Origin of the sequence: Enterobacter cloacae complex sp. IR5428, from assembly GCF_049238585.1 — a bacterium.
Taxonomy (GTDB): domain Bacteria; phylum Pseudomonadota; class Gammaproteobacteria; order Enterobacterales; family Enterobacteriaceae; genus Enterobacter; species Enterobacter intestinihominis.
On the sequence record NZ_JBMKHV010000005.1, the window covers coordinates 71,460 to 95,452 of the forward strand.

Genomic DNA, 23,993 nt, shown 5'->3' on the forward strand with positions numbered 1-23,993 from the left:
GTGAGCACTAGACTATGCCGCCTGTTTTTAAGTCACGAGTATACGTCATGCGCGTCGCCGATTTCTCCTTTGAACTACCTGAATCCCTGATTGCTCACTACCCCATGCCTGAGCGTAGCAGCTGTCGCTTGCTGTCACTGGACGGGCCAACGGGCGCGCTGACGCACGGTACTTTCACCGATCTGCTCGACAAGCTCAACCCTGGCGATCTGCTGGTCTTTAACAATACCCGCGTGATCCCAGCGCGTCTGTTTGGCCGTAAAGCCAGCGGTGGCAAGATTGAGGTGCTGGTCGAACGTATGCTCGATGATAAACGTATTCTGGCACATATTCGCGCATCCAAAGCGCCGAAGCCGGGCGCTGAACTGCTGCTGGGTGATGACGAGAGCATCAAAGCGACCATGACCGCGCGTCACGACACGCTGTTCGAGGTGGAGTTTAACGACGAGCGCACGGTGCTTGATATCCTCAACGCCATCGGCCACATGCCGCTGCCGCCGTACATTGAACGCCCGGATGAAGAAGCCGACCGCGAGCTGTATCAGACCGTCTACAGCCAGAAGCCTGGCGCAGTGGCGGCGCCAACGGCGGGCCTGCACTTTGATGAACCGCTGCTGGAAAAGTTGCGCGCCAAGGGTATTGAGATGGCCTTCGTGACGCTGCACGTCGGCGCGGGGACGTTCCAGCCGGTGCGCGTGGACAGCATCGAAGACCACATCATGCACTCTGAGTATGCCGAAGTGCCGCAGGAGGTGGTTGATGCGGTGCTGGCGGCGAAAGCGCGCGGTAGCCGCGTCGTGGCCGTCGGTACAACGTCGGTACGTTCCCTTGAGAGCGCTGCGCAGGCCGCGAAAAAAGAGCTGATTGAGCCCTTCTTTGGCGATACGCAGATCTTTATCTACCCGGGCTATCAGTACAAAGTCATTGATGCGCTGGTGACCAACTTCCATCTGCCTGAATCGACGCTGATTATGCTGGTCTCCGCGTTTGCGGGGTATCAGCATACGATGAACGCCTACAAGTCTGCGGTAGAACAAAAATATCGCTTTTTTAGCTACGGTGACGCGATGTTTATCACGTACAATCCGCAGGCTTTGAATGAGCGTGTCGGGGAATAAGTCCGCGGCACCGTGTTACAACGTTGGACTGTTTTTCTGACGTCGGAGAAAAAATGAAATTTGAACTCGATACCACCGATGGCCGCGCGCGTCGCGGTCGCCTGGTGTTTGATCGCGGCGTGGTAGAAACCCCCGCGTTTATGCCTGTGGGCACGTACGGCACCGTAAAAGGAATGACGCCGGAAGAAGTTGAAGCCACTGGCGCACAGATTATTCTCGGCAACACCTTCCACCTGTGGCTGCGTCCAGGCCAGGAGATCATGAAGCTCCACGGCGACCTGCACGACTTCATGCAGTGGAAAGGCCCCATCCTCACCGACTCCGGCGGTTTCCAGGTCTTCAGCCTGGGCGATATCCGTAAGATCACCGAGCAGGGCGTACACTTCCGTAACCCGATCAACGGCGATCCAATCTTCCTCGATCCGGAAAAGTCTATGGAGATTCAGTACGATCTCGGCTCCGATATCGTGATGATCTTCGACGAATGTACGCCATACCCGGCGGACTGGGACTATGCCAAACGTTCCATGGAGATGTCCCTGCGTTGGGCGAAGCGTAGCCGCGACCGTTTTGACTCCCTGCAAAACAAAAATGCGCTGTTCGGCATTATCCAGGGCAGCGTTTACGAAGATTTACGCGATATCTCGGTTAAAGGTCTGGTAGAGATAGGCTTTGATGGCTACGCTGTCGGCGGTTTGGCTGTGGGTGAGCCGAAGGAAGATATGCACCGTATTCTGGAGCATGTCTGCCCGCAAATCCCGGCGGATAAACCAAGATACCTGATGGGTGTGGGTAAACCAGAAGATCTGGTGGAAGGCGTACGTCGCGGCATTGATATGTTCGACTGCGTTATGCCAACCCGAAACGCACGTAACGGTCATCTGTTCGTTACCGATGGCGTGGTGAAAATCCGTAACGCGAAGCATAAGAGTGACACCAGCCCGCTCGATTCCGAGTGCGATTGCTATACCTGTCGCAATTATTCTCGCGCGTATCTGCATCATCTCGATCGTTGCAACGAGATTTTGGGGGCGCGTCTCAATACCATTCATAATCTTCGTTATTATCAGCGCTTAATGGCTGGTTTACGTAAGGCTATCGAAGAGGGTAAATTAGAGAGCTTCGTGACCGATTTCTACCAACGTCAGGGGCGGGATGTTCCACCGTTGAACGTTGATTAATTTTAATAATGAGGGAATTTGAATGAGCTTTTTTATTTCTGATGCGGTAGCAGCAACGGGTGCACCAGCGCAGGGCAGCCCGATGTCTCTGATTCTGATGCTGGTTGTGTTCGGTCTGATCTTCTACTTCATGATCCTGCGTCCACAGCAGAAGCGTACTAAAGAGCACAAAAACCTGATGAACTCCATCGCGAAGGGCGATGAAGTCCTGACCAATGGTGGCCTGGTGGGTCGCGTAACCAAAGTAGCGGAAAACGGCTACATTGCTATCGCCCTGAACGACACCACTGAAGTGGTTATCAAACGTGACTTCGTAGCTGCCGTTCTGCCGAAAGGCACCATGAAGGCGCTGTAATCCCAACTTTTCCCAAAGGGAACTGCCGTGTTAAACCGTTATCCTTTGTGGAAGTACATCATGCTGGTCGTCGTGATTATCGTCGGCCTGCTGTACGCGCTTCCCAACCTGTATGGTGAGGATCCGGCCGTTCAAATCACTGGCGCGCGCGGTGTCGCCGCCAGTGAGCAAACGCTGATCCAGGTCCAGAAAACGTTACAAGAAGAAAAAATTACCGCTAAGTCTGTGGCACTGGAAGAGGGCGCAATTCTTGCTCGCTTCGACACCACCGACACGCAGCTCCGCGCACGTGAAGCGCTGATGGGCGTGCTGGGTGATAAATATGTCGTGGCGCTTAACCTTGCTCCTGCAACCCCACGCTGGCTGGCTGCGCTGAACGCAGAGCCAATGAAACTGGGTCTTGACCTGCGTGGCGGCGTTCACTTCCTGATGGAAGTGGATATGGATACCGCGCTCGGCAAGCTACAGGAACAGAATATCGACAGCCTGCGCAGCGATCTGCGCGATAAAGGCATTCCGTACACCACCGTACGTAAAGAAGATAACTACGGCATGAGCATCACGTTCCGCGACAGCGCGGCACGCGATCAGGCTGTGACCTATCTGTCTCAACGTCACCGCGATCTGGTGATCACCTCTCAGGGCAGCAACCAGCTGCGTGCGGTAATGACCGACGCGCGTCTGAGTGAAGCACGTGAGTACGCCGTTCAGCAGAACATTAACATTCTGCGTAACCGTGTAAACCAGCTGGGCGTGGCTGAGCCACTGGTACAGCGTCAGGGTGCTGACCGTATCGTGGTCGAACTGCCAGGTATCCAGGATACCGCCCGTGCGAAAGAGATTCTGGGCGCGACGGCGACTCTGGAGTTCCGTCTGGTTAACGCCAACGTTGACCAGGCTGCTGCGGCTTCAGGCCGTGTGCCGGGCGATTCCGAAGTGAAACAGACCCGCGAAGGCCAGCCGGTTGTGCTGTACAAACGCGTGATCCTGACCGGTGACCATATCACCGACTCCACTTCAAGCCAGGATGAGTACAACCAGCCGCAGGTTAACATCTCGCTGGACAGCGCAGGTGGCAACATCATGTCTAACTTCACCAAGGACAACATCGGCAAGCCGATGGCGACCCTGTTCGTGGAGTACAAAGACAGCGGTAAGAAAGATGCCAATGGCCGTGCTGTGCTGGTGAAAGAGGAAGAGGTGATTAACATCGCCAACATCCAGTCTCGTCTGGGTAACAGCTTCCGTATTACCGGTATCAGCAACCCGAACGAAGCGCGTCAGCTCTCTCTGCTGCTGCGTGCCGGTGCGCTGATTGCGCCAATTCAGATTGTTGAAGAGCGTACCATCGGTCCAACCCTGGGTATGCAGAACATCAAGCAGGGTCTGGAAGCGTGTCTGGCCGGTCTGGCGGTGTCCATCATCTTCATGATCTTCTTCTATAAGAAGTTCGGCCTGATTGCGACCTCCGCGCTGATTGCCAACCTGGTGCTGATCATCGGTATCATGTCCCTGCTGCCGGGGGCGACGCTAACCATGCCGGGTATCGCGGGTATCGTTCTAACCCTTGCGGTGGCGGTCGACGCCAACGTACTGATAAACGAACGTATTAAAGAAGAGCTGAGCAACGGTCGTTCTGTACAGCAGGCGATTGAAGAAGGCTACAAAGGGGCGTTCAGCTCCATCTTCGATGCGAACGTAACAACACTGATTAAGGTTCTTATCCTGTATGCAGTGGGTACTGGCGCGATCAAAGGCTTTGCGATTACTACCGGTATCGGTGTCGCAACGTCGATGTTTACCGCTATTGTCGGCACCCGTGCCATCGTGAACCTGCTGTACGGCGGCAAGCGCGTCAAAAAGCTGTCTATCTGAGGAGTGCGTTGTGGCACAGGAATATACTGTTGAACAATTGAACCACGGCCGTAAAGTCTGGGACTTTATGCGCTGGGACTACTGGGCCTTCGGCATTTCAGGTTTTCTGCTGATCTTGTCCATCGTCATTATGGGCGTGAAAGGCTTTAACTGGGGTCTGGATTTCACCGGTGGTACGGTGATCGAAATTACCCTGGAAAAACCGGTCGATATGGACCAGATGCGTGAGTCTCTGCAAAAAGCGGGCTTTGAAGAGCCGCTGCTACAGAACTTCGGCAGCAGCCGCGACATCATGGTGCGTATGCCGCCGGTACACGATGCCAACGGCAGCCAGGAGCTGGGCAGCAAGGTCGTTCAGGTTATTAACGAAACGACCAGCCAGGATGCAACGGTTAAGCGTATTGAGTTTGTCGGCCCGAGCGTTGGTGCTGACCTGGCACAGACCGGTGCGATGGCGCTGCTGGTGGCGCTGATCTCGATTCTGATTTACGTCGGTTTCCGCTTTGAGTGGCGACTGGCGGCAGGCGTGGTTATCGCTCTGGCGCACGACGTGGTGATCACCATGGGCATACTGTCTCTCTTCCACATTGAGATTGACCTGACGATTGTGGCATCCCTGATGTCCGTTATCGGTTACTCACTGAACGACAGTATCGTGGTATCTGACCGTATTCGTGAAAACTTCCGTAAGATCCGTCGCGGCACGCCGTACGAAATCTTTAACGTGTCGTTGACCCAGACGCTGCACCGTACGTTGATCACCTCCGGCACCACCCTGATGGTGATCCTGATGCTGTTCCTGTTCGGTGGCCCGGTGCTGGAAGGCTTCTCGCTGACCATGCTGATCGGTGTGTCAATCGGTACGGCCTCGTCTATCTACGTCGCGTCCGCGCTGGCGCTGAAGCTGGGCATGAAGCGCGAGCATCTGATCCAGCAGAAAGTCGAGAAAGAAGGGGCGGATCAGCCGTCCATTCTGCCGTAAGAGTCTATGCGGTATCGAAATCCCGGCCTGCTGGCCGGGATTTTTTTTGTCTACTCCTGACAGTATGCATACCGCTGCTTCCGGCTCGACAGGTGCCTCAATATTGTGCAGACGGAGAGACGCTTTAGCGAAAGTGCGGACAGAGCTCTGGCAGATTTTTTGCGGAAGGTGAAGCAGTAAAAAGCCGGGTGGCGGCTACGCCTTACCCGGCCTACATTCGGATCGTAGGCCCGGCAAGCGCAGCGCCACCGGGCGAAGTCCGCACAGGTTAGAAGTTGTAACCCACGACCAGGTAACCACCCCAACCGGTAGAGCGAACGCTGAAGTCGCCGTTGCCGAAGTTCAGGCTGGCGTCGTCGTTCCACTGGCCACCGTTGTGCCAGTAACGCGCAACAACAGAGTAGTGCCAGTGATCGTAGTTCAGCGCCAGGATGTGGCTGGAGGCGATGGAGTTACTGGTACGAGCATGCTTCCCGTTGTTGTCATAGAAGTTATCGTCGCCCAGGTCTGAACCCCAGTCAAAGTTGGTGAAGCCGATATAGCTCAGGTTACCGCCCCACAGCTGAGTGATTGGCACAAAGTATTTCACTTTGAAACGGTAGCCATCCCACTCGTTCTCATTTGATGCGCCATAGTTCTGCCACTGGTATTTCGCATACACGTTCAGTGACAGGCTCATTGGCAGGCCGGTTTCGATGTCAGTACCCAGACCCATATACCAGGTGCTCTGTTCCTGAGAATCGTTGCGACCCATGTCATAGATGTAGTTGTTCGCGAAGTACCACTCTTTGAACGGACCAAACGCCAGGCTGGTGCCGGTCAGTTTGTCGATAGAGAAACGCGGTTCGATTTCCATGAACAGCGGGGAGCCATTGTTCCAGATACCTTTCGCATCGGAGTTACCGCCGAAGAATACCGGCAGATCGACGTAGCCGTAGAAATCAAACCAGTCTTTCTTGGCAAACGCTTCGTATTCCAGGTAGGTATCGTTGCGGATCTGCGGCCCGAAACGGGTGTGGTAGCTGCCTACCACGTTAACGCTCTGGTGCCACCAGTCGGAAAGATATTGTGGTTTGTCGTTTTCCGCTGCGTTAACAGTGAAAGAGGAGGACAGTGCCAGCACGGCGCCAGCTGCGAGTAATGTTTTTTTCATAATCATGCCACTGATTGAAATTCCCTTCCGGGAGTGAAAAATGCGCGAATTGCGTTTCTAAATATTTCGTGTTTCTGCGGAGCCTATTATAGGAATCCTTGCTCACAAAAATATGTGTTGTTTCACATATCTCTCACATACGTAATCGATTGCGTTCACGTTTGCGTACTTTAAACGGCCGGGATTGTAGCGGCAATCATTTATGTTGCCAATCCATACGAAATGTAAATGTTAGCGGAGTGACATTTCACTCCGCTAAAAGGGCGGGTTATTGCGCGGCAGGTTGAATGTCGTGAATGCGGATAAAGCCCAACTGTTCTGGCGTCAGTCCGCTCAGCTGGAGCGGGATATCAACATCGCTCGGTGCCAGCGTGCTGGCGGGGGCGGTGAAGAGCTGATTCTTCACATTCACCTCCTGATAGCTCTCCGTGGTGCCCTGAATCTGGCCCCACTCTACGGTGCCGCTGAAGGCGGGAAGCGGATCGTTGGATTCACCCTGAATGCGTAATGTTGCGCGCGTACCATCGGCATTCGCTGCAACATTCACCAGAGACATCTTTAGCGTGCCAATCTGGCTGTTCAGACGCGCGGGCGTGTTTGCGCCCGGCAATAAATAAACGCCATTGCTGGATTTGGCATTCAGCGCGTTCTGCTGGGTGATCTTCACGGTTTCTTTATTAAGTTTGTCCATCGCCACATTGAGCGTATTCACGCTTTGTTTCATCTCGCGAACTTCACTTTGCTGTGCGCAGGCGCTGAGAGTGAACAGGCTCCCAACCAGCACTATTTTCAGGTAACGTCTTGTCATTGCGTTTAATTCCTTGAAATCACACATTGCTGCAATGGTAGACAGGATAGTGGCGTCAGGCATAGATCCTTTGTCTCAAAAAGCTCTTCCTTTGTTGTCGGGCCAGTTCAGGGTAAAATAGAAATCAGTTAACCAGATAACAGGGACATCGTATGCATTGCCCATTTTGCTCCGCTGTGGATACCAAAGTCATCGACTCACGTCTTGTAGGCGAAGGGTCTTCCGTGCGTCGTCGTCGGCAGTGTCTGGTGTGCAACGAGCGTTTTACCACCTTCGAGGTGGCAGAGCTGGTAATGCCACGCGTGGTAAAAAGTAACGATGTGCGCGAACCGTTCAATGAAGAAAAACTGCGTAGCGGGATGCTCAAGGCGCTGGAAAAACGGCCCGTCAGCTCCGATGACGTCGAAATGGCGTTAAATCATATTAAATCTTATCTGCGGGGGCTAGGTGAGCGCGAAGTGCCGAGCAAAATGATCGGTAACCTGGTGATGGAACAGCTGAAAAAGCTCGATAAAGTCGCCTATATTCGCTTCGCCTCCGTTTACCGCAGCTTCGAAGACATTAAAGAGTTTGGCGAAGAGATCGCCCGCTTACAGGATTAAGCCTATGCAGGACGAGATGTACATGGCGAGAGCCATGAAGCTGGCGCAGCGCGGTCGGTTTACCACTCACCCTAACCCTAATGTCGGGTGCGTCATTGTTAAAGATGGCGAGATCGTGGGTGAAGGTTTCCACTACCGCGCAGGCGAGCCGCACGCTGAAGTGCATGCCCTGCGCATGGCGGGGGAGAGGGCGCGTGGCGCGACGGCTTACGTGACGCTGGAGCCATGCAGTCATCACGGGCGCACGCCTCCGTGCTGCGAAGCACTGATTGCGGCGGGAGTCTCGCGCGTTGTCGCCGCCATGCAGGATCCTAACCCGCAGGTGGCGGGCCGCGGGCTGTATCGTCTGCAACAGGAAGGGATCGACGTCAGTCACGGCCTGATGATGCAGGATGCCGAAGCCATCAACAAAGGCTTCCTGAAGCGTATGCGCACCGGTTTCCCGTTTATCCAGCTTAAGCTTGGCGCGTCACTGGATGGCCGCACGGCGATGGCGAACGGCGAGAGCCAGTGGATCACCTCGCCACAGGCAAGGCGCGATGTGCAACGTCTGCGCGCACAAAGCCATGCTATTCTCACCAGCAGTGAAACGGTGCTGGCTGACGATCCGGCCCTTACCGTGCGCTGGGATGAGCTGAATGCCGATACCCAGGCGCTCTATCCGCAGGAGAACCTGCGTCAGCCGCTGCGCATTATTATTGATAGCCAGAACCGCGTGACGCCGGAACACCGTATCGTGCAGCAGCCGGGGGAAACCTGGATTGCCCGCACCAAAGAAGATACGCGCGAATGGCCGCAAGGCGTGCGCTGCATTATGGTACCGGAGCACAACGGGCATCTCGATCTGGTGGTGCTGATGATGCTGCTGGGTAAACAGCAGGTCAACAGCATCTGGGTTGAAGCCGGTCCGACGCTCGCCGGCGCGCTGCTCCAGGCAGGGCTGGTGGATGAGCTTCTGGTCTACGTTGCGCCTAAACTGTTAGGTAACGACGCGCGCGGTCTGTTTGTGCTGCCCGGCCTTGAAAAACTGGCCGATGCGCCGCAACTCTCATTCAGCGAGATTCGTCCGGTAGGCCCGGATGTCTGCCTCCATTTAACGACAGCGTAATTGCTCCTGAAATAGGGAAGCAGTGCGCAAAGTATTATGATAAAATCCGCCCCCCTGCGGGGCCAAATGAACCCGTAAAGGAAGAGTATGAACATTATTGAAGCTGCTGTAGCTACCCCGGACGCTCGCGTCGCCATCACCATTGCGCGTTTCAACAACTTCATCAACGACAGCCTGCTGGAAGGTGCGGTTGACGCCCTGAAACGTATCGGCCAGGTTAAAGATGACAACATTACCGTCGTTTGGGTACCAGGTGCTTACGAACTGCCACTGGCAGCGGGCGCGCTGGCGAAAACCGGTAAATACGACGCGGTGATTGCACTGGGTACTGTTATTCGTGGCGGCACTGCGCACTTCGAATACGTTGCGGGCGGTGCAAGCAATGGTCTGGCGCACGTTGCACAGGATGCTGAAATTCCTGTCGCGTTCGGCGTACTGACTACCGAAAGTATTGAACAAGCCATCGAACGTGCTGGCACCAAAGCCGGTAACAAAGGTGCAGAAGCTGCACTGACCGCGCTTGAAATGATCAATGTATTGAAAGCCATCAAGGCCTGATTTTTTTGTAAGGGGAATTCCGTGAAACCTGCTGCTCGTCGCCGCGCCCGTGAATGTGCCGTCCAGGCACTTTACTCCTGGCAGTTGTCCCAGAACGACATCGCTGATGTTGAATACCAGTTCCTGTCAGAACAGGACGTGAAAGACGTTGACGTTCTGTACTTCCGTGAACTGCTGTCGGGAGTGGCGACTAATAGCGCGTATCTCGATGGTCTGATGAAGCCATACCTGTCCCGTCTGCTCGAAGAGCTGGGCCAGGTCGAAAAAGCAGTGTTGCGTATCGCGCTGTTTGAGCTGTCTAAACGTGATGATGTGCCGTACAAAGTGGCCATCAACGAAGCGATCGAACTGGCAAAAACCTTCGGCGCTGAAGACAGCCACAAGTTTGTAAACGGCGTGCTGGATAAAGCCGCACCTGCGATCCGTCCCCACAAAAAGTGATCCGCAAACCGGAGTCTTGCATTGCCTTTTTGGCAGTGCGGCTCCGGTTTTTTCTTTTATTTGCTGAGGCATAACGTATGGCATGCGGCGAATTCTCCCTGATTGCCCGTTATTTCGACCGTGTCAGAACCTCTCGTCTTGATGTTGAAACCGGCATTGGCGATGACTGCGCACTTCTCAATATTCCCGAAAAACAGACGCTGGCAATCAGCACCGACACCTTAGTATGTGGGCGTCACTTCCTGCCCGATATCGATCCTGCCGACCTGGCGTATAAGGCGCTGGCGGTAAACGTTAGCGATCTGGCGGCAATGGGCGCCGACCCGGCCTGGCTGACGCTGGCTCTGACCCTGCCGGAGGTGGATGAAGCCTGGCTTGAAGCCTTCAGCGATGCCCTGTTTGAACAGCTTAATTATTACGATATGCAGCTGATTGGTGGTGATACCACCGCCGGGCCGCTGTCGATGACCCTGGCAATCCACGGCTATGTGCCAGCGGGGCGCGCGCTGAAGCGTTCGGGCGCAAAACCGGGCGACTGGATCTACGTGACCGGTACGCCGGGGGATAGCGCGGCCGGGCTGGCGATCCTTCAGAACCGTTTAGCAGTTGAAGATGCTGACGATGCGGCGTACCTGGTGAAGCGCCACCTGCGGCCCACGCCGCGTATTTTGCACGGTCAGGCGCTGCGCGAGCGGGCCAGTTCTGCTATCGATCTCTCTGACGGGCTGATCTCCGATCTCGGCCATATCCTGAAGGCCAGTGGCGTGGGCGCACGGATCGATCTGGATCTGTTCCCACTGTCAGAGCCGTTGCGTCGCCATGCCGATCCTGAACAGGCGCTGCGCTGGGCACTATCCGGTGGGGAAGATTATGAGCTGTGCTTTACCGTTCCCGAGCTGAATCGCGGGACGCTGGATGTGGCGTTAGCGCATCTGGGGGCGAAATTTACCTGCATCGGGCAGGTGATGCCGGAAAGTGAAGGGCTGCTGTTTGTCCGCGACGGCGCCCCGGTTACGCTTGACTGGAAAGGGTACGATCACTTCGCGTAATTTTGTGCGCTCTGTATTGCCGGGTGGCGCTGCGCTTACCCGGCCTACGGATTTTGTTCCCTGAATTGTTTATTTAAACCCTACCACCGGATGTTGCTGATACGGCGTCTCCAGCTCGGCAATCTGCTCCGGCGTCAACGATAAGTCCACCGCACTCAACAACTCGTCCAGCTGTTCTTCCCGCGATGTGCCCACAATCGGCGCGGCGACACCGCGCTTGCTCAGCAGCCACGCCAGCGCAACCTGTGCGCGCGTTGCACCGATATCGTCGGCGATCCCGGCTAATCGTTCGGCAATCAACGCATCGCTGGCTTCTGTATCGTCATACAGATTTTTACCTACTTCATCCGATACCAGCCGGGCGGTAGTTTCACCCCACGGACGGGTTAACCTTCCGCGCGCCAGCGGGCTCCACGGGATCACCGCCACGCCTTCCTGGTAGCAGAGCGGCAGCATCTCGCGTTCTTCTTCCCGGTAGATCAGGTTGTAGTGATCCTGCATAGTGACAAAGCGCGCCCAGCCATGCTGCGCCTGGAGATCGAGCGCCTGAGCAAACTGTGAGGCATGCATGGACGATGCGCCGATGTAGCGCGCTTTACCGGCTTTCACGACGTCGTTCAACGCTTCAAGCGTCTCTTCGATCGGCGTGTTGTAATCCCAGCGGTGAATTTGCAGCAGGTCGACGTAATCCATATTCAGGCGTCTGAGGCTGTCATCAATGGAGCGCAGGATCTGTGCGCGAGAAAGGCCTTCCGCCAGATCGCCTGACGGGTAATACACTTTGGTGGCGACCACAATCTCATCCCGACGGGCAAAATCTCGCAGGGCGCGGCCCACAATCTCTTCGCTGCTGCCGTCGGAGTAGCTGTTGGCGGTATCGAAGAAGTTGATGCCGCCGTCAATGGCGCGCTTAATGATAGGGCGGCTGCTCTCTTCAGGCAGCGTCCAGGCGTGATTTCCCCGGTCAGGCTCGCCAAACGTCATGCAGCCCAGGCAAAGCCGGGACACCTTGAGGTCTGTTTTTCCTAATGTCGTGTATTGCATGGTTCCGCTCCTGCTGTTTAAACAATACGTTTAAGCATAGCAGGAGCAGAAAAGGGGAGGGATCAGGCCAGCCAGGTGCGGATTTTAGCTTCGATACCGACGGCGTCCAGGCCAATGTCGGCGCGCGCCTCGTCCTGAGTGCCTTGCGGGATGAAGTGGTCCGGCAGGCCGAGATTAAGCACCGGAACGACTTTACGGTTCGCCATCAGCACTTCGTTCACGCCGCTACCCGCGCCACCCATGATGGCGTTCTCTTCCAGCGTGACCAGCACCTCATGGCTTTCCGCCATGCTCAGAATCAGAGATTCATCGAGCGGCTTCACAAATCGCATATCGACGAGCGTCGCATTCAGGGTTTCAGCGACTTTTGCCGCTTCCGGCATCAGCGTACCAAAGTTCAGGATCGCCACTTTTTCACCGCGACGTTTCACCAGACCTTTACCGATGTCCAGTTTTTCCAGCGGCCGTAATTCAACGCCAAGGGCATTGCCGCGTGGATAACGTACCGCACAGGGACCGTCCTGATAGTGGTAACCGGTATACAGCATCTGACGACACTCGTTTTCGTCGCTTGGCGTCATGATCACCATGTCCGGGATGCAGCGCAGGAAGGAGAGGTCAAATGCGCCCTGGTGCGTCTGGCCGTCAGCCCCCACGATGCCCGCACGGTCGATAGCAAACAGCACCGGCAGCTTCTGGATGGCAACGTCATGGATCACCTGATCGTATGCGCGTTGCAGGAAGGTAGAGTAAATCGCTACCACCGGCTTGTAGCCGCCAATCGCCAGGCCCGCTGCGAAGGTCACCGCGTGCTGCTCGGCAATGGCGACGTCGAAATACTGGTCCGGGTATTTTTTGGAAAACTCCACCATGCCGGAGCCTTCACGCATGGCAGGCGTCACCGCCATCAGCGTGTTGTCTTTCGCCGCCGTTTCGCACAGCCAGTCGCCAAAGATTTTTGAGTAGCTCGGCATTCCGCCGCTGCTTTTCGGCAGACAACCGCTGGTATGGTCGAACTTGGGCACCGCGTGGAAGGTGATCGGATCTTTTTCCGCCGGTTCGTAACCACGCCCTTTTTTGGTCATGATATGCAGGAACTGCGGGCCTTTCAGGTCGCGCATGTTTTTAAGCGTCGTCACCAGACCTAACACATCGTGGCCGTCCACCGGGCCAATATAGTTAAAGCCCAGCTCTTCAAACAGCGTACCCGGCACGACCATGCCTTTGATATGTTCTTCGGTACGCTTAAGCAGCTCTTTGATCGGCGGTACGCCCGAGAAGACTTTTTTCCCGCCTTCGCGCAGTGAGGAGTAAAGCTTACCGGACAGCAGCTGCGCCAGATGGTTATTCAGCGCGCCGACGTTCTCGGAGATCGACATTTCGTTATCGTTGAGGATCACCAGCATGTCCGGTTTGATATCGCCCGCGTGGTTCATGGCCTCAAAAGCCATCCCGGCGGTGATCGCCCCGTCACCAATCACGCAGACGGTACGGCGTTGCTTATTCTCTTTTTCGGCGGCAACGGCAATCCCGATGCCTGCGGAAATGGAGGTGGAAGAGTGGCCGACGCTTAACACGTCAAACTCGCTCTCGCCGCGCCACGGGAACGGATGCAGGCCGCCTTTCTGGCGAATGGTGCCAATCTTATCGCGACGTCCGGTCAGAATTTTGTGCGGATAGGCCTGGTGGCCAACATCCCAGATCAGCTGATCGAACGGCGTGTTATAGACGTAATGCAACGCCACGGTCAGCTCAACCGTGCCAAGTCCGGAGGCGAAGTGGCCGCTGGAGCGGCTAACGCTGTCGAGCAGGTAGCGACGCAGCTCGTCACACAGCTTCGGCAGACTCTCTTTCGGCAACAGACGTAACTCCTGAGTGGAGTCAACTAACGCCAGTGTCGGGTATTTGGCAATATCAAAACTCATCAAAGGCTCATCGAGATATATAGTTTATTTATTACGCTGGATTATGTAGTCCGCTAGCGCTTCCAGTGCCGAGGTATCCAGCGATTGCGCGGCCAGCTCATTCAGTGACCGGCGGGCATCGTCTATCAGATCCCGGGCTTTACGTTGGGCATGCTCAAGGCCCAACAGGGCGGGGTAGGTACTTTTGCCAAGCTGCTGATCCGCACCCTGACGTTTTCCCAATGTTGCAGTATCGCCCACCACATCCAGAATGTCATCCTGAACCTGGAATGCCAGACCGATACTTTCTGCGTATCTGTCCAGAATCGGCAGGGCTTTACGCCCGCGTTCACCCGCGCTCAGCGCGCCCAGACGAACGGCTGCCCGAATCAGGGCGCCCGTTTTGTGACGGTGGATGCGCTCCAGCTGTTCCAGAGTTACCTGACGACCTTCAGCCTCTAAATCCAGCGCCTGGCCGCCGCACATCCCGGCGACGCCGCTGGCCATTGCCAGTTCGGACACCATTGCCAGACGATCGCGATCGCTCACTTCAACCATCGGCGCATCGCTCAGAATAGAGAACGCCAGGGTTTGCAGCGCATCACCCGCCAGAATGGCATTCGCTTCGCCGAACTTAATGTGGCAGGTCGGCTGACCGCGACGCAGATCGTCATCGTCCATGGCCGGCAAATCATCGTGGATCAGCGAATAGGCGTGGATACACTCCACGGCGGCTGCCGGGGCGTCCAGCGTGTTATCGCTGATACCGAACATGTTGCCCGTGGCATACACCAGGAACGGACGCAGGCGTTTACCCCCCAAGAGTGCGCCATAGTGCATGGCTTCAACCAGAGGAGTGTTCTGAAAAGGCTGCGGCTCAATGAAACGGCGCAGCGCGTCGTTGGCGCGGATGACGCGCGCCTGAAGCGCGTTGGAAAAATCCATTTACTCGGCGTCCGGTGTGAATGGCGTGGTTTTAGCGTCTTCGCTGTCGGAAAGCAGGATCTGCACACGCTGCTCGGCCTGCTGGAGTTTTACCTGCCCCTGGCGCGCGAGCTGCACGCCGCGTTCAAATTCGTTGAGCGCGTCTTCCAGCGGGAGATCGCCGCTCTCAAGACGGGTAACGATCTGCTCCAGTTCACTCAGCGCAGTTTCGAAACTGGCCGGTGCGTCGTTTTTCTTCGGCATAGTGAATTGACTCTTAAATTTTTCGCCCTGACATGGTAACGGACTCGGGGCAATTATCAAATAACGCGAGTGGCGCGATGGTGGTATACTTGCGCGCCTGGATGCAGCCACGGGTGTGGGCTGCTGTATCATTTTCCACTACAAGCCTTTATAAGCTTGCCTAAGAAACATTGCCGCCATGAAGTTTATCATTAAATTGTTCCCTGAAATCACCATCAAAAGCCAATCCGTGCGTTTGCGCTTTATTAAAATTCTCACCGGGAACATTCGTAACGTATTAAAACACTACGACGAAACGCTCGCCGTGGTGCGTCACTGGGACCACGTTGAAGTCCGCGCGAAAGACGAAAACAAACGTCTTGATATTCGCGACGCGCTGACCCGTATCCCGGGTATTCACCATATTCTGGAAGTGGAAGACGTTCCCTTCACCGATATGCACGATATCTTCGAAAAGGCGCTGGTACAGTACCGCGACCAGATCGAAGGCAAAACCTTCTGCGTGCGCGTGAAGCGTCGTGGTAAACACGAGTTCAGCTCGATTGAAGTCGAGCGCTACGTCGGCGGTGGTCTGAACCAGCACGTTGAAACGGCGCGCGTGCGCCTGACTAACCCGGACGTCACCGTTAACCTTGAGATCGAGAACGATCGTCTGCTGCTGGTTAAGGGTCGTTATGAAGGTATTGGTGGTTTCCCGATCGGCACGCAAGAAGATGTGCTGTCGCTGATCTCGGGCGGCTTCGACTCCGGTGTCTCCAGCTACATGCTGATGCGTCGCGGCTGCCGCGTGCACTACTGCTTCTTCAACCTGGGCGGAGCGGCGCATGAAATCGGCGTACGTCAGGTGGCGCATTACCTGTGGAACCGCTTCGGCAGCTCTCACCGCGTGCGTTTTGTGGCGATCAACTTTGAGCCGGTGGTCGGCGAAATCCTCGAAAAAGTGGACGACGGCCAGATGGGCGTGGTCCTGAAACGTATGATGGTGCGTGCGGCGTCCAAAGTGGCTGAGCGCTACGGCGTGCAGGCGCTGGTCACCGGTGAAGCACTGGGGCAGGTCTCCAGCCAGACGCTGACCAACCTGCGCCTTATCGACAACGTGTCTGATACGCTGATCCTGCGTCCGTTGATCTCTCACGATAAAGAGCACATCATCGATCTGGCGCGTAAAATCGGTACTGAAGATTTTGCCCGCACCATGCCGGAATATTGCGGCGTGATCTCAAAAAGTCCAACCATTAAAGCGGTGAAGGCGAAGATCGAAGCGGAAGAAGAGAACTTCGATTTCAGCATCCTGGAAAAAGTGGTGGCGGAAGCGTCCAACATCGATATCCGTGAGATCGCCCAGCAGACCGAGCAGGACGTGGTTGAGGTGGAGACGGTCAGCGGCTTCGGTGCTAACGATACGATTCTGGATATACGTTCTGTTGATGAGCAGGATGACAAGCCGTTGCAGGTGGAAGGCGTGGAGGTGGTTTCGCTGCCGTTCTACAAGCTGAGCACCCAGTTTGGCGATCTCGACCAGAGCAAAACGTATCTGCTGTGGTGCGAACGTGGGGTCATGAGCCGTTTACAGGCGCTGTACCTGCGCGAGCAGGGCTTCGCGAACGTGAAGGTGTATCGCCCGTAGCCTATTGCCCGGTGGCGCTTCGCTTACCGGGCCTACGGTACCGTACACTTGTAGGCCGGGTAAGGCGTAGCCGCCACCCGGCTTTTTTTACTCGTAGTAGTTATAAATCCCTGCCGCCATCACCAGCGATGACGCCACTTCGTACGCTTTTTCGCGCCCGACCAGCAGGTCAATAATCTTCAGGCCAAAATCAATGGCGGTACCCGGCCCCTGGCTGGTGAGCAGGTTAACGCGCGGATCCCAGACCACGCGTTTATCCACCCACTGGTCTTCCGGAATCGTATCCTTCAGGCCTGGGAAACCGGTCATATTGCCGATGGGGAAAATGTCGTGCGGAACCAGTACCGTACCTGCGGCCGCACAGATTGCCGCGACGATACGCCCGGAAAGATGAAACTGACGAACGGTTTCAACCAGCAGCGGGCTGTCGCGGAAACACTCCGCGCCCTTCAGACCGCCCGGCAGCACGATAATGTCGTAATCACCGTCCGCCACCTGTACAAGCGGTGCATCTGCCAGGATCTTGACCCCACGCGAGCAGGTAATCGCCAGACTTCCGTCGCTGGCGACGCTGGCGGTGGTAACCTTAATACCACCACGTACCATCAAATCAATGGTGGTGACCGCTTCTGTCTCTTCGCTACCAGGGGCGAGGCATACCAGTGCCGATGCGCTCATACTCACTCTCCTTTCGTTTAACTAACTCAAACAGACGACTGTTTTCCGCAACGGTAATGCCGTGTGCCCGGGCGCGTTTTAACAGATAACCGGTAATGTAATCAATTTCGGTATGCCGCATAGCCCGGATATCCTGCAGCATTGAGGAGATATTTTCTGCCGTACTCTCAATGACCTGGTCGACATAATAACGTAAATCAGACTCTGAGGTGTGGTAGCCTTCGCGTTCAATGACGGCGGCAACTTCCCGGCAAATCAGCGCTAACCGATCGGGATGCTGGCGCAGATCACCGTTAGGGCAATCCAGCAGGGCAGTCAGCGGATTGATCGCGCAGTTGACCGCCAGTTTGCGCCACAGTTCTGCGCGAATGTTATTGTGCCAGGCGACGTCAGGCAGCGTGCTTTGCAGGGTATCCGCAAGATAGCTGTAATCGCCGGGCTGTTCACGCGCCGGGCCGATATGGGTGATGCCACTGGCAACATGAATAATGACGTTACCGTCGCGGCGTGCCGCGTGGGTGGTTGTTCCCATCAGCAGCGGTTGCCGGACAGACTTTAGCTCTTCAATGGTACCCATACCGTTGTGAATCAGCAGGACTGGCGTGCTTTCAGGTAATTGGGCGGCCAGGCTTTTCACCGCATCGGAGACCTGCCAGGCCTTCAGCGTGACCAGCAGCAGATCGCTGCTCGCGAGAAATTCCGGATCGTTTGCCGTCAAAGACTCGTTAAAAATTGAACCGTCTGTACCCATCACATTCACACTGCAATAGGGTTGGGGAATTCGCAGCCAGCCCTGAACGTCGTGTCCCTGTTTGCATAGCGCGCTAAGCCAGAGTTGACCAAGGGCGCCGCATCCAAGCACTGTTACTTTCATTGTTCCTCCTCACCTGCAACTGCGCCAGGTGCTAAGACGCTAAGTATAGCGCCATCAGCTAAGCTTCTCGTTATGCCTCGTTGCAGGTATTATGCAACGCAACAAAAATGAAGGGAGAAGAAAAGATGCCATCTTTCGATATTGTTTCTGAAGTTGATCTGCAGGAAGCGCGTAACGGCGTAGATAATGCTATTCGTGAAGTGGAGTCACGTTTCGATTTTCGTGGCGTTGAGGCGACCATTGAACTGAACGACGCGAACAAGACAATCAAAGTCCTGAGTGAGTCTGATTTCCAGGTCAACCAACTGCTGGATATCCTGCGCGCCAAGCTGCTCAAGCGCGGCATAGAAGGGACCTCACTTGATGTACCGGAAGATTTTGTTCACAGCGGCAAAACCTGGTTTGTGGAAGCGAAGCTGAAGCAGGGGATTGAAAGCGCGGTACAGAAAAAAATCGTTAAGCTTATCAAAGACAGCAAGCTGAAAGTGCAGGCGCAGATCCAGGGGGAAGAGATCCGCGTGACCGGAAAATCCCGTGATGACCTGCAATCCGTGATGGCGCTGGTGCGTGGCGGCGATCTCGGTCAGCCATTCCAGTTTAAAAACTTCCGCGATTAAGACAATTATGCCCGGCTAAACCGGGCATTTTTTCAGGCCTTCAGCGCCTGCTCTACCTCAAAGCGGTTAGTCACTTTGCTGTCAATTTTGACATACGCACTGCGCTCTTCCGGGACAATCAGCACTTCGCTCACGCCCTCTGTCGCTTCCAGACGCTGTTGTAACGCGTCACCGATTGCCACGTCATCGGGAATTTCTACCCGCAGGCTACTCACATAGCGCGGCTCTTTCATGGTGCTGGCAACAAACAGCCAGAGCATCGCCAGTAGCGCACCGGCGAGGAACACGGTCTGAGAATCAAAAAGGCCGTCCACCCAGCCGCCGAGGGACCCGCCGATCGCCACGCCGAGAAACTGGCTGGTGGAGTAAATGCCCATCGCGGTGCCTTTGTATCCTGCCGGAGACTCTTTGCTGATAAGCGACGGCAGCAGGGCTTCCATCAGATTAAACGCCAGGAAGAACAGCTGTACGCCTGCGATCAGCTCCCAGAAATGTGGGCCGGCGCCCCACAGCACAATCTCGGCAATCAACAGTAACGCCACGCAGCCCACGAAGACGCGTTTCATTTTGCGCTTCACTTCGGCGTAAATAATGAAGGGCACAACGGAGACAAACGAGATCAGCATTGTGACCAGATAAATTTTCCAGTGCTCTGCCGCCGGGAAACCTGCTGCGGCAAGTTGATCGGGCAGGGCGACAAAGGTGGACATCAGCAGAATGTGCAGGCACATAATGCCGAAGTTCAGCTTAAGCAGGCGCGGCTCGGCGATGACTTTGCTGAAGCAGCCTTTGACCATCCCGGATTCACGGTTCAGGACATGGTTTTTACTGTCCGGCACAACCCACAGCGTGAGTGCGATCCCGATGGTTGCCAGCACGGCTATCATCCAGAACAGGGCGTGCAGGCCGAGTGAATGGGTAATAATCGGCCCCAGCACCATGGCAATGGCAAACGTAACGCCGAAGCTGACGCCAATAAACGCCATGGCTTTGGTGCGGTTTTGCTCGCGGGTTAAATCTGACAGCAGCGCCATCACGGCGGCGGCAATCGCCCCGGAACCTTGCAGGGCGCGGCCAAGAATAATTCCCCAGATGGAGTGGGAGAGGGCAGCGATGATGCTGCCAAGTACAAACACCAGCAGCCCGCCGACAATCAGCGGTTTGCGACCCACGCGGTCGGAGAGCAGGCCAAAGGGGATCTGGAATATCGCCTGCGCCAGGCCGTAGATACCGATCGCCAGACCAATCAGCGCTTCGCTGGCACCCTGTAACGCCATGCCATATGTGGTCAGAACGGGCAGGACCATAAACATGCCAAGCATCCGCAGCGAGAAAACAGTCCCTAAACCCCAGGTCGCACGCAGTTCACCTGGCGTCATTTTATAATCGTTCATTACCACCTCTACCAAAAAGCAGGCCATAGTTTAGGCGGGGTGATAAGTGCGGTAAATAGGTGTTTGTTTAAGAGATATTACGAGGGTGGGATAAAAGCACCCCCGGATAAAAAATTACGCCTCGACGCGCAACCCGTAGCTTTTAAATTTCTCAAGAACAATGGCAATTTCATCGTCACTGAGTACCGGAACGGGATCCACGATCGCCAGCGTGGCCAGGTAGAGTTTTGCCAGCACCTCTACCTCCTGCGCCAGCCACAGTGCCTTCTCAAGATTTTCTTCGCAGGTGATCAGGCCGTGGTGCTGTAATAGCGTTGCTTTGCGATCGCGTAACGCGACCGCGACATGCTCTGACAGCGCGCGCGTCCCGAAGGTCGCGTAAGGCGCGCAGGGAATGGAGTTTCCCCCGGCGGCGGCAATCATATAGTGAATAGCAGGAATGGGGCGGTTGAGTATCGAGACGGCGGTACAGTTAACCGCATGGTTATGGACGACGGCGTTAGCATCCGGGCGGGTCTGATACACAACCTGATGAAAACGCCATTCGCTGGAGGGCAGTTTATCCTCTTCGTGTCGCCCCTGTGCATCGACATAGACGATACTCTCTTCGGTCAGATGCTCGTAGGGAATTCCGGTCGGCGTAATCAGCATACCGTCGCGATAGCGAACGCTGATATTCCCGGCGGTGCCCTGATTTAATCCCATGCGGGTCATCTCAAGGCAGGTGTCGATAATGTCTCTGGCTAATCGGGCTCGTTCCATTTTTTATTCTCCGGGTACAGTTTTATTTTTACTGGCGGGAACGTTTGACCAGCTTCATATCGACTTTCGCCGTCTCGTTGACCGCTTCGCCGTCGATGGCTCGCTGCATCAGTTCAAACGCTTTTTCCGCCCAGGTATCTTCATCCTGCTGCATGGACCAGACGCTGTTAGGCAGGAACCCCAGCATGGGGTGCTCATCGAAGGTGCCAATATTGATGTGTTGAGGCACGGTACCGGTACGCGTCCGCAGGGCTTCGATTGCCCCTTCCAGGACGGGTAACGATGAGGCGATAAACGCCTGCGGAACACCCTGGCTGTCGATAAGCGAATCCATCAGGGCATATCCCCCCTCCGGCGTATTGTCCGGCCCTTCGATGACCCACTCGCGATGGTGAATACCGGCTGTTTTCAGGGCCTGCAAATAGCCGTTCAGACGGTCCGTAATGCTGGGCAGTGCGGTATCGCCCACAAGGAACCAGAGCGGCGTTTTGCACTCTTCCAGCATATTGCGGGCCAGTTCATCCCCCCCAGCCTCGTTATGACTCTCTACCAGCGCGTTGTCAGTAAAGCCAAAATCCCGGTCAAGGAGCACCAGTGGCTTTTGGATCTGCCGCAAATGATGCTGCTGGTTTTCCAGCGTCGAGGGAACGATAAACAAGCCGTCCACGTTGCGCGCCATCAGGGCTTTGACCAGCTTGTTTTCGTAATCCACATCGTTGTAAGTACAGCTGATCATCAGCTGGTAGCCCGAACGGCGGCAGCGCAGTTCGAGTTTCTCGGCGAGCGTTGCAAAGAACACGTTCGAGATGTTGGGTACGATGAGTCCCAGCGTCTCGGTTTTGTTTAGCTTAAGACTGCGCGCCGAATGGTTGAGGGTATAGCCGAAGCGCTCGACGTGTTCATTAATTCGGGACTGTGTTTTCACACTGATCCGATACTGTTCGGCTTTCCCGCTCAGTACCAGCCGCACGGTGGTGACGGATAAATTCAGATCCTTCGCTATCTGTTCAACTGTTTTGGCCATCGCTACGCCTCAATCCTTAACGTACGTAAAAACTGCTGATAAAGCATACGCATCCTGCCATTACATTTCCTGCTGCATCAGGAGATTAAGCGCCTGTTGCTGGGTCCACAGCATCAGGTACGCCTCATATTTTTGCCGGTGAAAGGCCGCGGTTTCCGGCCGACGGGTGATGATATCGCCGGCTTTGACCATTTCCCGGGTGGCGTCGGTAAGCGTTGCCCATGCACCGCTCGCCACAGCGCCGCAAATGGCCGCGCCGAGAGTGACCGCATCTTCTTCGGCTAAAAGGTGAATATTGCAGCCTGTGGCATCGGCATACTCCCGCAGCCAGAGCCGGTTATGAGTAGCTCCACCACAAATGACAATGCGCGACAAGGTGTGCCCATGATGTTTCAGAGTATCCATAATGTGTCGTGTGCCGTAGGCAATGGCCTGTAGCGTAGCCAGATAGAGCCTCGCCAGCCCGCGCTCACCGGTCTCTAATGTCAGACCGACTACGCTGCCCCGGGCATCAGGACGCGAACGCGGCGAGCGGTTGCCGTGGTGATCGGCCAGAATGTGCAGGTTGCGGGTGGGATATTTTTCTTCCTGTTCAAGTGCGGCTACCCAGTCGTTGAGTAATGCCACCGGATGGCATTGCGCCGCTTCTGCTTTTGCAAACAGCTCTGCGCTGACTCCGTGCTCGCGCAACGTCCAGTCGACCAGCGCCCCGGCAGCACTTTGCCCGCCTTCCGTCAACCAGTAGCCCGGCAGCATGGCGCTCCAGTAAGGTCCCCAGACGCCGGGCGTATGGATCTCCGTCTGACTGGCAAGCATATGGCAGTTCGAGGTTCCGCTGATGAGCGCCAGCGTGCCTTCCGGGTGTGAGCCCGTCAGCGCCACGCCACCCGCGTGGGCATCGATCATGCCGCTTGCCACAACCACTTCTTCGGACAAACCCAGAGCTTGCGCTGCCTGCGGGCTAAGTTTCCCGACGCATTCAGCGACGTCCAGAATAGTGCCGGGAATTTTTGTCAGTAAGTTTTCCAGCCCCACCGCTCTGAGCAGCGATTCGCTGAACTGCGCCTTATGCGCAAGGTAGTTCCATTTGCAGGTGAGGGTGCACAGGCTGGCGACGTCCTGGCCCGTCGCTTTCCAGACCAGAAAATCGGCAAGGTCGTAAAAGCGCCAGGCCTGATTCCAGGTTTCAGGATGATGCCGCTGCAACCACAGCAGTTTTGGCAACTCCATCTCGATGCTGACCTCGCCGCCCACGTAGCACAGGGCCGGATCGCGTGTGGCATTGATGTGAACGGTTTCTTCGTGAGCACGATGATCCATCCACATAATGATGTCCTGCGATGCCGGACTGTCCGGGGAGACGCTCAGGCCGTTACCGTCAGCATCCAGCGCGACCAGCGAGCACGTGGCGTCGAAGCCAATCGAACGAATGGCGTCAGGTGAAATCCCAGAGGAGTCGACGGCTTCCCGCACCACCGCACAAACCTGCTGCCAGATTTCCACAGAGGATTGTTCCACGCGCGCATTGCTGGCGTGAAACTGCGAAATCGGACGGGTCGCGAAGCTCAAACGCTCGCCTTGCGCAGAGTAAAGCCCTGCACGAACGCTGGCTGAACCTACATCTACCCCGAGGAAATAGCCGTCACTCATC

At 55.7% G+C, this 23,993-nt stretch carries 24 protein-coding genes and 1 pseudogene; 13 read left to right on the plus strand and 12 right to left on the minus strand.

Annotation, left to right across the window (positions count from 1 at the left end; genetic code table 11):
• The first annotated feature begins 47 nt into the window (after nucleotides 1-47).
• From queA to ACOTXC_RS08630, 6 genes and pseudogenes are all read left to right on the plus strand, one after another.
• Complete coding sequence (gene queA, locus ACOTXC_RS08605; protein WP_336196446.1) at nucleotides 48-1,118, plus strand: tRNA preQ1(34) S-adenosylmethionine ribosyltransferase-isomerase QueA; 1,071 nt, start codon at nucleotides 48-50, stop codon at nucleotides 1,116-1,118.
• A gap of 53 nt (nucleotides 1,119-1,171) precedes the next feature.
• Nucleotides 1,172-2,299: a tRNA guanosine(34) transglycosylase Tgt gene (gene tgt / locus ACOTXC_RS08610; RefSeq protein WP_003859110.1), complete on the plus strand. Its 1,128-nt coding sequence runs from the start codon at nucleotides 1,172-1,174 to the stop codon at nucleotides 2,297-2,299.
• Nucleotides 2,300-2,321: 22 nt separating this feature from the next.
• A complete protein-coding gene (gene yajC, locus ACOTXC_RS08615) occupies nucleotides 2,322-2,654 on the plus strand; it encodes a preprotein translocase subunit YajC (protein ID WP_003859109.1) in 333 nt (110 codons plus the stop codon).
• Between the two features lie 27 nt (nucleotides 2,655-2,681).
• Nucleotides 2,682-4,529 carry a protein translocase subunit SecD gene (gene secD / locus ACOTXC_RS08620; RefSeq protein WP_032621613.1) on the plus strand — a complete coding sequence of 616 codons (1,848 nt, stop codon included), beginning with the start codon at nucleotides 2,682-2,684 and terminating at the stop codon, nucleotides 4,527-4,529.
• A 10-nt stretch (nucleotides 4,530-4,539) separates the two neighbouring features.
• Nucleotides 4,540-5,511 (plus strand): protein translocase subunit SecF, encoded by a 972-nt coding sequence (gene secF, locus ACOTXC_RS08625; RefSeq protein WP_003859105.1) that lies wholly within the window; start codon nucleotides 4,540-4,542, stop codon nucleotides 5,509-5,511.
• Between the two features lie 69 nt (nucleotides 5,512-5,580).
• Nucleotides 5,581-5,691 (plus strand): annotated as a pseudogene (locus ACOTXC_RS08630) (DNA-binding transcriptional regulator); the annotation flags it as partial.
• 88 nt (nucleotides 5,692-5,779) lie between these two features.
• On the opposite strand, the gene ACOTXC_RS08635 reads toward ACOTXC_RS08630, so the two are convergent.
• Both ACOTXC_RS08635 and ACOTXC_RS08640 read right to left on the minus strand, forming a co-directional pair.
• Nucleotides 5,780-6,664 (minus strand): nucleoside-specific channel-forming protein Tsx, encoded by an 885-nt coding sequence (locus tag ACOTXC_RS08635; RefSeq protein ID WP_032621817.1) that lies wholly within the window; start codon nucleotides 6,662-6,664, stop codon nucleotides 5,780-5,782.
• A 268-nt stretch (nucleotides 6,665-6,932) separates the two neighbouring features.
• On the minus strand, nucleotides 6,933-7,472 hold the full coding sequence (locus ACOTXC_RS08640) for a DUF3251 domain-containing protein (protein WP_003859100.1): 540 nt from the start codon (nucleotides 7,470-7,472) through the stop codon (nucleotides 6,933-6,935).
• 152 nt (nucleotides 7,473-7,624) lie between these two features.
• On the opposite strand from ACOTXC_RS08640, the gene nrdR reads away from it, so the two are divergent.
• The 5 genes from nrdR to thiL all read left to right on the plus strand — a co-directional run bounded on the left by nrdR (nucleotide 7,625) and on the right by thiL (nucleotide 11,230).
• A complete protein-coding gene (gene nrdR / locus ACOTXC_RS08645) occupies nucleotides 7,625-8,074 on the plus strand; it encodes a transcriptional regulator NrdR (protein ID WP_003859099.1) in 450 nt (149 codons plus the stop codon).
• Nucleotides 8,075-8,078: 4 nt separating this feature from the next.
• Nucleotides 8,079-9,182, plus strand: a complete 1,104-nt coding sequence (gene ribD, locus ACOTXC_RS08650) for a bifunctional diaminohydroxyphosphoribosylaminopyrimidine deaminase/5-amino-6-(5-phosphoribosylamino)uracil reductase RibD (RefSeq protein WP_163346901.1) — start codon at nucleotides 8,079-8,081, stop codon at nucleotides 9,180-9,182.
• An 87-nt stretch (nucleotides 9,183-9,269) separates the two neighbouring features.
• Complete coding sequence (gene ribE, locus ACOTXC_RS08655) at nucleotides 9,270-9,740, plus strand: 6,7-dimethyl-8-ribityllumazine synthase (protein ID WP_003859098.1); 471 nt, start codon at nucleotides 9,270-9,272, stop codon at nucleotides 9,738-9,740.
• A gap of 21 nt (nucleotides 9,741-9,761) precedes the next feature.
• Nucleotides 9,762-10,181, plus strand: coding sequence for a transcription antitermination factor NusB (gene nusB, locus ACOTXC_RS08660; RefSeq protein WP_006809908.1), 420 nt, complete (start codon nucleotides 9,762-9,764; stop codon nucleotides 10,179-10,181).
• A gap of 77 nt (nucleotides 10,182-10,258) precedes the next feature.
• Nucleotides 10,259-11,230, plus strand: coding sequence for a thiamine-phosphate kinase (gene thiL / locus ACOTXC_RS08665; RefSeq protein ID WP_022647226.1), 972 nt, complete (start codon nucleotides 10,259-10,261; stop codon nucleotides 11,228-11,230).
• A gap of 69 nt (nucleotides 11,231-11,299) precedes the next feature.
• On the opposite strand, the gene ACOTXC_RS08670 is transcribed toward thiL, so the two are convergent.
• The 4 genes from ACOTXC_RS08670 to xseB all read right to left on the minus strand — a co-directional run bounded on the left by ACOTXC_RS08670 (nucleotide 11,300) and on the right by xseB (nucleotide 15,366).
• The gene (locus ACOTXC_RS08670) at nucleotides 11,300-12,274 is read right to left on the minus strand and encodes an aldo/keto reductase (RefSeq protein ID WP_022647227.1); all 975 of its coding nucleotides are present in this window, start codon (nucleotides 12,272-12,274) and stop codon (nucleotides 11,300-11,302) included.
• Nucleotides 12,275-12,336: 62 nt separating this feature from the next.
• Entirely contained in the window at nucleotides 12,337-14,199 is a 1,863-nt protein-coding gene (dxs, locus tag ACOTXC_RS08675) for a 1-deoxy-D-xylulose-5-phosphate synthase (RefSeq protein WP_022647228.1), read from the minus strand.
• Nucleotides 14,200-14,223: 24 nt separating this feature from the next.
• Nucleotides 14,224-15,123, minus strand: a complete 900-nt coding sequence (ispA, locus tag ACOTXC_RS08680; RefSeq protein ID WP_022647229.1) for a (2E,6E)-farnesyl diphosphate synthase — start codon at nucleotides 15,121-15,123, stop codon at nucleotides 14,224-14,226.
• Nucleotides 15,124-15,366 carry an exodeoxyribonuclease VII small subunit gene (gene xseB, locus ACOTXC_RS08685; RefSeq protein ID WP_003859094.1) on the minus strand — a complete coding sequence of 81 codons (243 nt, stop codon included), beginning with the start codon at nucleotides 15,364-15,366 and terminating at the stop codon, nucleotides 15,124-15,126.
• 178 nt (nucleotides 15,367-15,544) lie between these two features.
• Here xseB and thiI point away from each other — a divergent pair, with 178 nt between their 5' ends.
• Nucleotides 15,545-16,993, plus strand: a complete 1,449-nt coding sequence (thiI, locus tag ACOTXC_RS08690; RefSeq protein ID WP_275062564.1) for a tRNA uracil 4-sulfurtransferase ThiI — start codon at nucleotides 15,545-15,547, stop codon at nucleotides 16,991-16,993.
• An 87-nt stretch (nucleotides 16,994-17,080) separates the two neighbouring features.
• Here thiI and yajL read toward each other — a convergent pair whose 3' ends face one another.
• Together yajL and panE are read right to left on the minus strand one after the other, a co-directional pair.
• Nucleotides 17,081-17,671, minus strand: a complete 591-nt coding sequence (gene yajL / locus ACOTXC_RS08695) for a protein deglycase YajL (RefSeq protein WP_022647231.1) — start codon at nucleotides 17,669-17,671, stop codon at nucleotides 17,081-17,083.
• Nucleotides 17,634-18,545, minus strand: coding sequence for a 2-dehydropantoate 2-reductase (gene panE / locus ACOTXC_RS08700; protein WP_032624757.1), 912 nt, complete (start codon nucleotides 18,543-18,545; stop codon nucleotides 17,634-17,636). The genes yajL and panE overlap by 38 nt, the downstream gene beginning before the upstream one ends.
• A 125-nt stretch (nucleotides 18,546-18,670) precedes the next feature.
• Between panE and ACOTXC_RS08705 the strand changes: the two genes are divergently transcribed.
• Nucleotides 18,671-19,162 carry a YajQ family cyclic di-GMP-binding protein gene (locus ACOTXC_RS08705; protein ID WP_022647233.1) on the plus strand — a complete coding sequence of 164 codons (492 nt, stop codon included), beginning with the start codon at nucleotides 18,671-18,673 and terminating at the stop codon, nucleotides 19,160-19,162.
• Nucleotides 19,163-19,194: 32 nt separating this feature from the next.
• Here the strand turns inward: ACOTXC_RS08705 and ACOTXC_RS08710 are convergent, their stop codons facing one another.
• The 4 genes from ACOTXC_RS08710 to ACOTXC_RS08725 all read right to left on the minus strand — a co-directional run bounded on the left by ACOTXC_RS08710 (nucleotide 19,195) and on the right by ACOTXC_RS08725 (nucleotide 23,992).
• On the minus strand, nucleotides 19,195-20,556 hold the full coding sequence (locus ACOTXC_RS08710; protein WP_336196439.1) for an MFS transporter: 1,362 nt from the start codon (nucleotides 20,554-20,556) through the stop codon (nucleotides 19,195-19,197).
• A gap of 114 nt (nucleotides 20,557-20,670) precedes the next feature.
• Nucleotides 20,671-21,318, minus strand: coding sequence for an L-fuculose-phosphate aldolase (gene fucA, locus ACOTXC_RS08715; RefSeq protein WP_017383181.1), 648 nt, complete (start codon nucleotides 21,316-21,318; stop codon nucleotides 20,671-20,673).
• Between the two features lie 28 nt (nucleotides 21,319-21,346).
• The gene (locus ACOTXC_RS08720) at nucleotides 21,347-22,342 is read right to left on the minus strand and encodes a LacI family DNA-binding transcriptional regulator (protein WP_023299444.1); all 996 of its coding nucleotides are present in this window, start codon (nucleotides 22,340-22,342) and stop codon (nucleotides 21,347-21,349) included.
• Between the two features lie 60 nt (nucleotides 22,343-22,402).
• On the minus strand, nucleotides 22,403-23,992 hold the full coding sequence (locus ACOTXC_RS08725) for an FGGY-family carbohydrate kinase (RefSeq protein ID WP_336196474.1): 1,590 nt from the start codon (nucleotides 23,990-23,992) through the stop codon (nucleotides 22,403-22,405).
• Nucleotide 23,993: the final 1 nt, after the last annotated feature.

Bases quoted from the DNA above. Each gene is read 5' to 3' on its own strand.
- fucA (WP_017383181.1), bottom strand. From the start codon at position 21,318: ATGGAACGAGCCCGATTAGCCAGAGACATTATCGACACCTGCCTTGAG.
- ACOTXC_RS08670 (WP_022647227.1), bottom strand. From the start codon at position 12,274: ATGCAATACACGACATTAGGAAAAACAGACCTCAAGGTGTCCCGGCTT.
- ribD (WP_163346901.1), top strand. From the start codon at position 8,079: ATGCAGGACGAGATGTACATGGCGAGAGCCATGAAGCTGGCGCAGCGC.
- ACOTXC_RS08635 (WP_032621817.1), bottom strand. From the start codon at position 6,664: ATGAAAAAAACATTACTCGCAGCTGGCGCCGTGCTGGCACTGTCCTCC.
- yajC (WP_003859109.1), top strand. From the start codon at position 2,322: ATGAGCTTTTTTATTTCTGATGCGGTAGCAGCAACGGGTGCACCAGCG.
- yajL (WP_022647231.1), bottom strand. From the start codon at position 17,671: ATGAGCGCATCGGCACTGGTATGCCTCGCCCCTGGTAGCGAAGAGACA.
- queA (WP_336196446.1), top strand. From the start codon at position 48: ATGCGCGTCGCCGATTTCTCCTTTGAACTACCTGAATCCCTGATTGCT.
- tgt (WP_003859110.1), top strand. From the start codon at position 1,172: ATGAAATTTGAACTCGATACCACCGATGGCCGCGCGCGTCGCGGTCGC.
- panE (WP_032624757.1), bottom strand. From the start codon at position 18,545: ATGAAAGTAACAGTGCTTGGATGCGGCGCCCTTGGTCAACTCTGGCTT.
- ispA (WP_022647229.1), bottom strand. From the start codon at position 15,123: ATGGATTTTTCCAACGCGCTTCAGGCGCGCGTCATCCGCGCCAACGAC.
- ACOTXC_RS08725 (WP_336196474.1), bottom strand. From the start codon at position 23,992: ATGAGTGACGGCTATTTCCTCGGGGTAGATGTAGGTTCAGCCAGCGTT.
- ACOTXC_RS08710 (WP_336196439.1), bottom strand. From the start codon at position 20,556: ATGAACGATTATAAAATGACGCCAGGTGAACTGCGTGCGACCTGGGGT.
- thiI (WP_275062564.1), top strand. From the start codon at position 15,545: ATGAAGTTTATCATTAAATTGTTCCCTGAAATCACCATCAAAAGCCAA.
- ACOTXC_RS08640 (WP_003859100.1), bottom strand. From the start codon at position 7,472: ATGACAAGACGTTACCTGAAAATAGTGCTGGTTGGGAGCCTGTTCACT.
- ACOTXC_RS08705 (WP_022647233.1), top strand. From the start codon at position 18,671: ATGCCATCTTTCGATATTGTTTCTGAAGTTGATCTGCAGGAAGCGCGT.
- ACOTXC_RS08720 (WP_023299444.1), bottom strand. From the start codon at position 22,342: ATGGCCAAAACAGTTGAACAGATAGCGAAGGATCTGAATTTATCCGTC.
- ribE (WP_003859098.1), top strand. From the start codon at position 9,270: ATGAACATTATTGAAGCTGCTGTAGCTACCCCGGACGCTCGCGTCGCC.
- xseB (WP_003859094.1), bottom strand. From the start codon at position 15,366: ATGCCGAAGAAAAACGACGCACCGGCCAGTTTCGAAACTGCGCTGAGT.
- thiL (WP_022647226.1), top strand. From the start codon at position 10,259: ATGGCATGCGGCGAATTCTCCCTGATTGCCCGTTATTTCGACCGTGTC.
- nrdR (WP_003859099.1), top strand. From the start codon at position 7,625: ATGCATTGCCCATTTTGCTCCGCTGTGGATACCAAAGTCATCGACTCA.
- dxs (WP_022647228.1), bottom strand. From the start codon at position 14,199: ATGAGTTTTGATATTGCCAAATACCCGACACTGGCGTTAGTTGACTCC.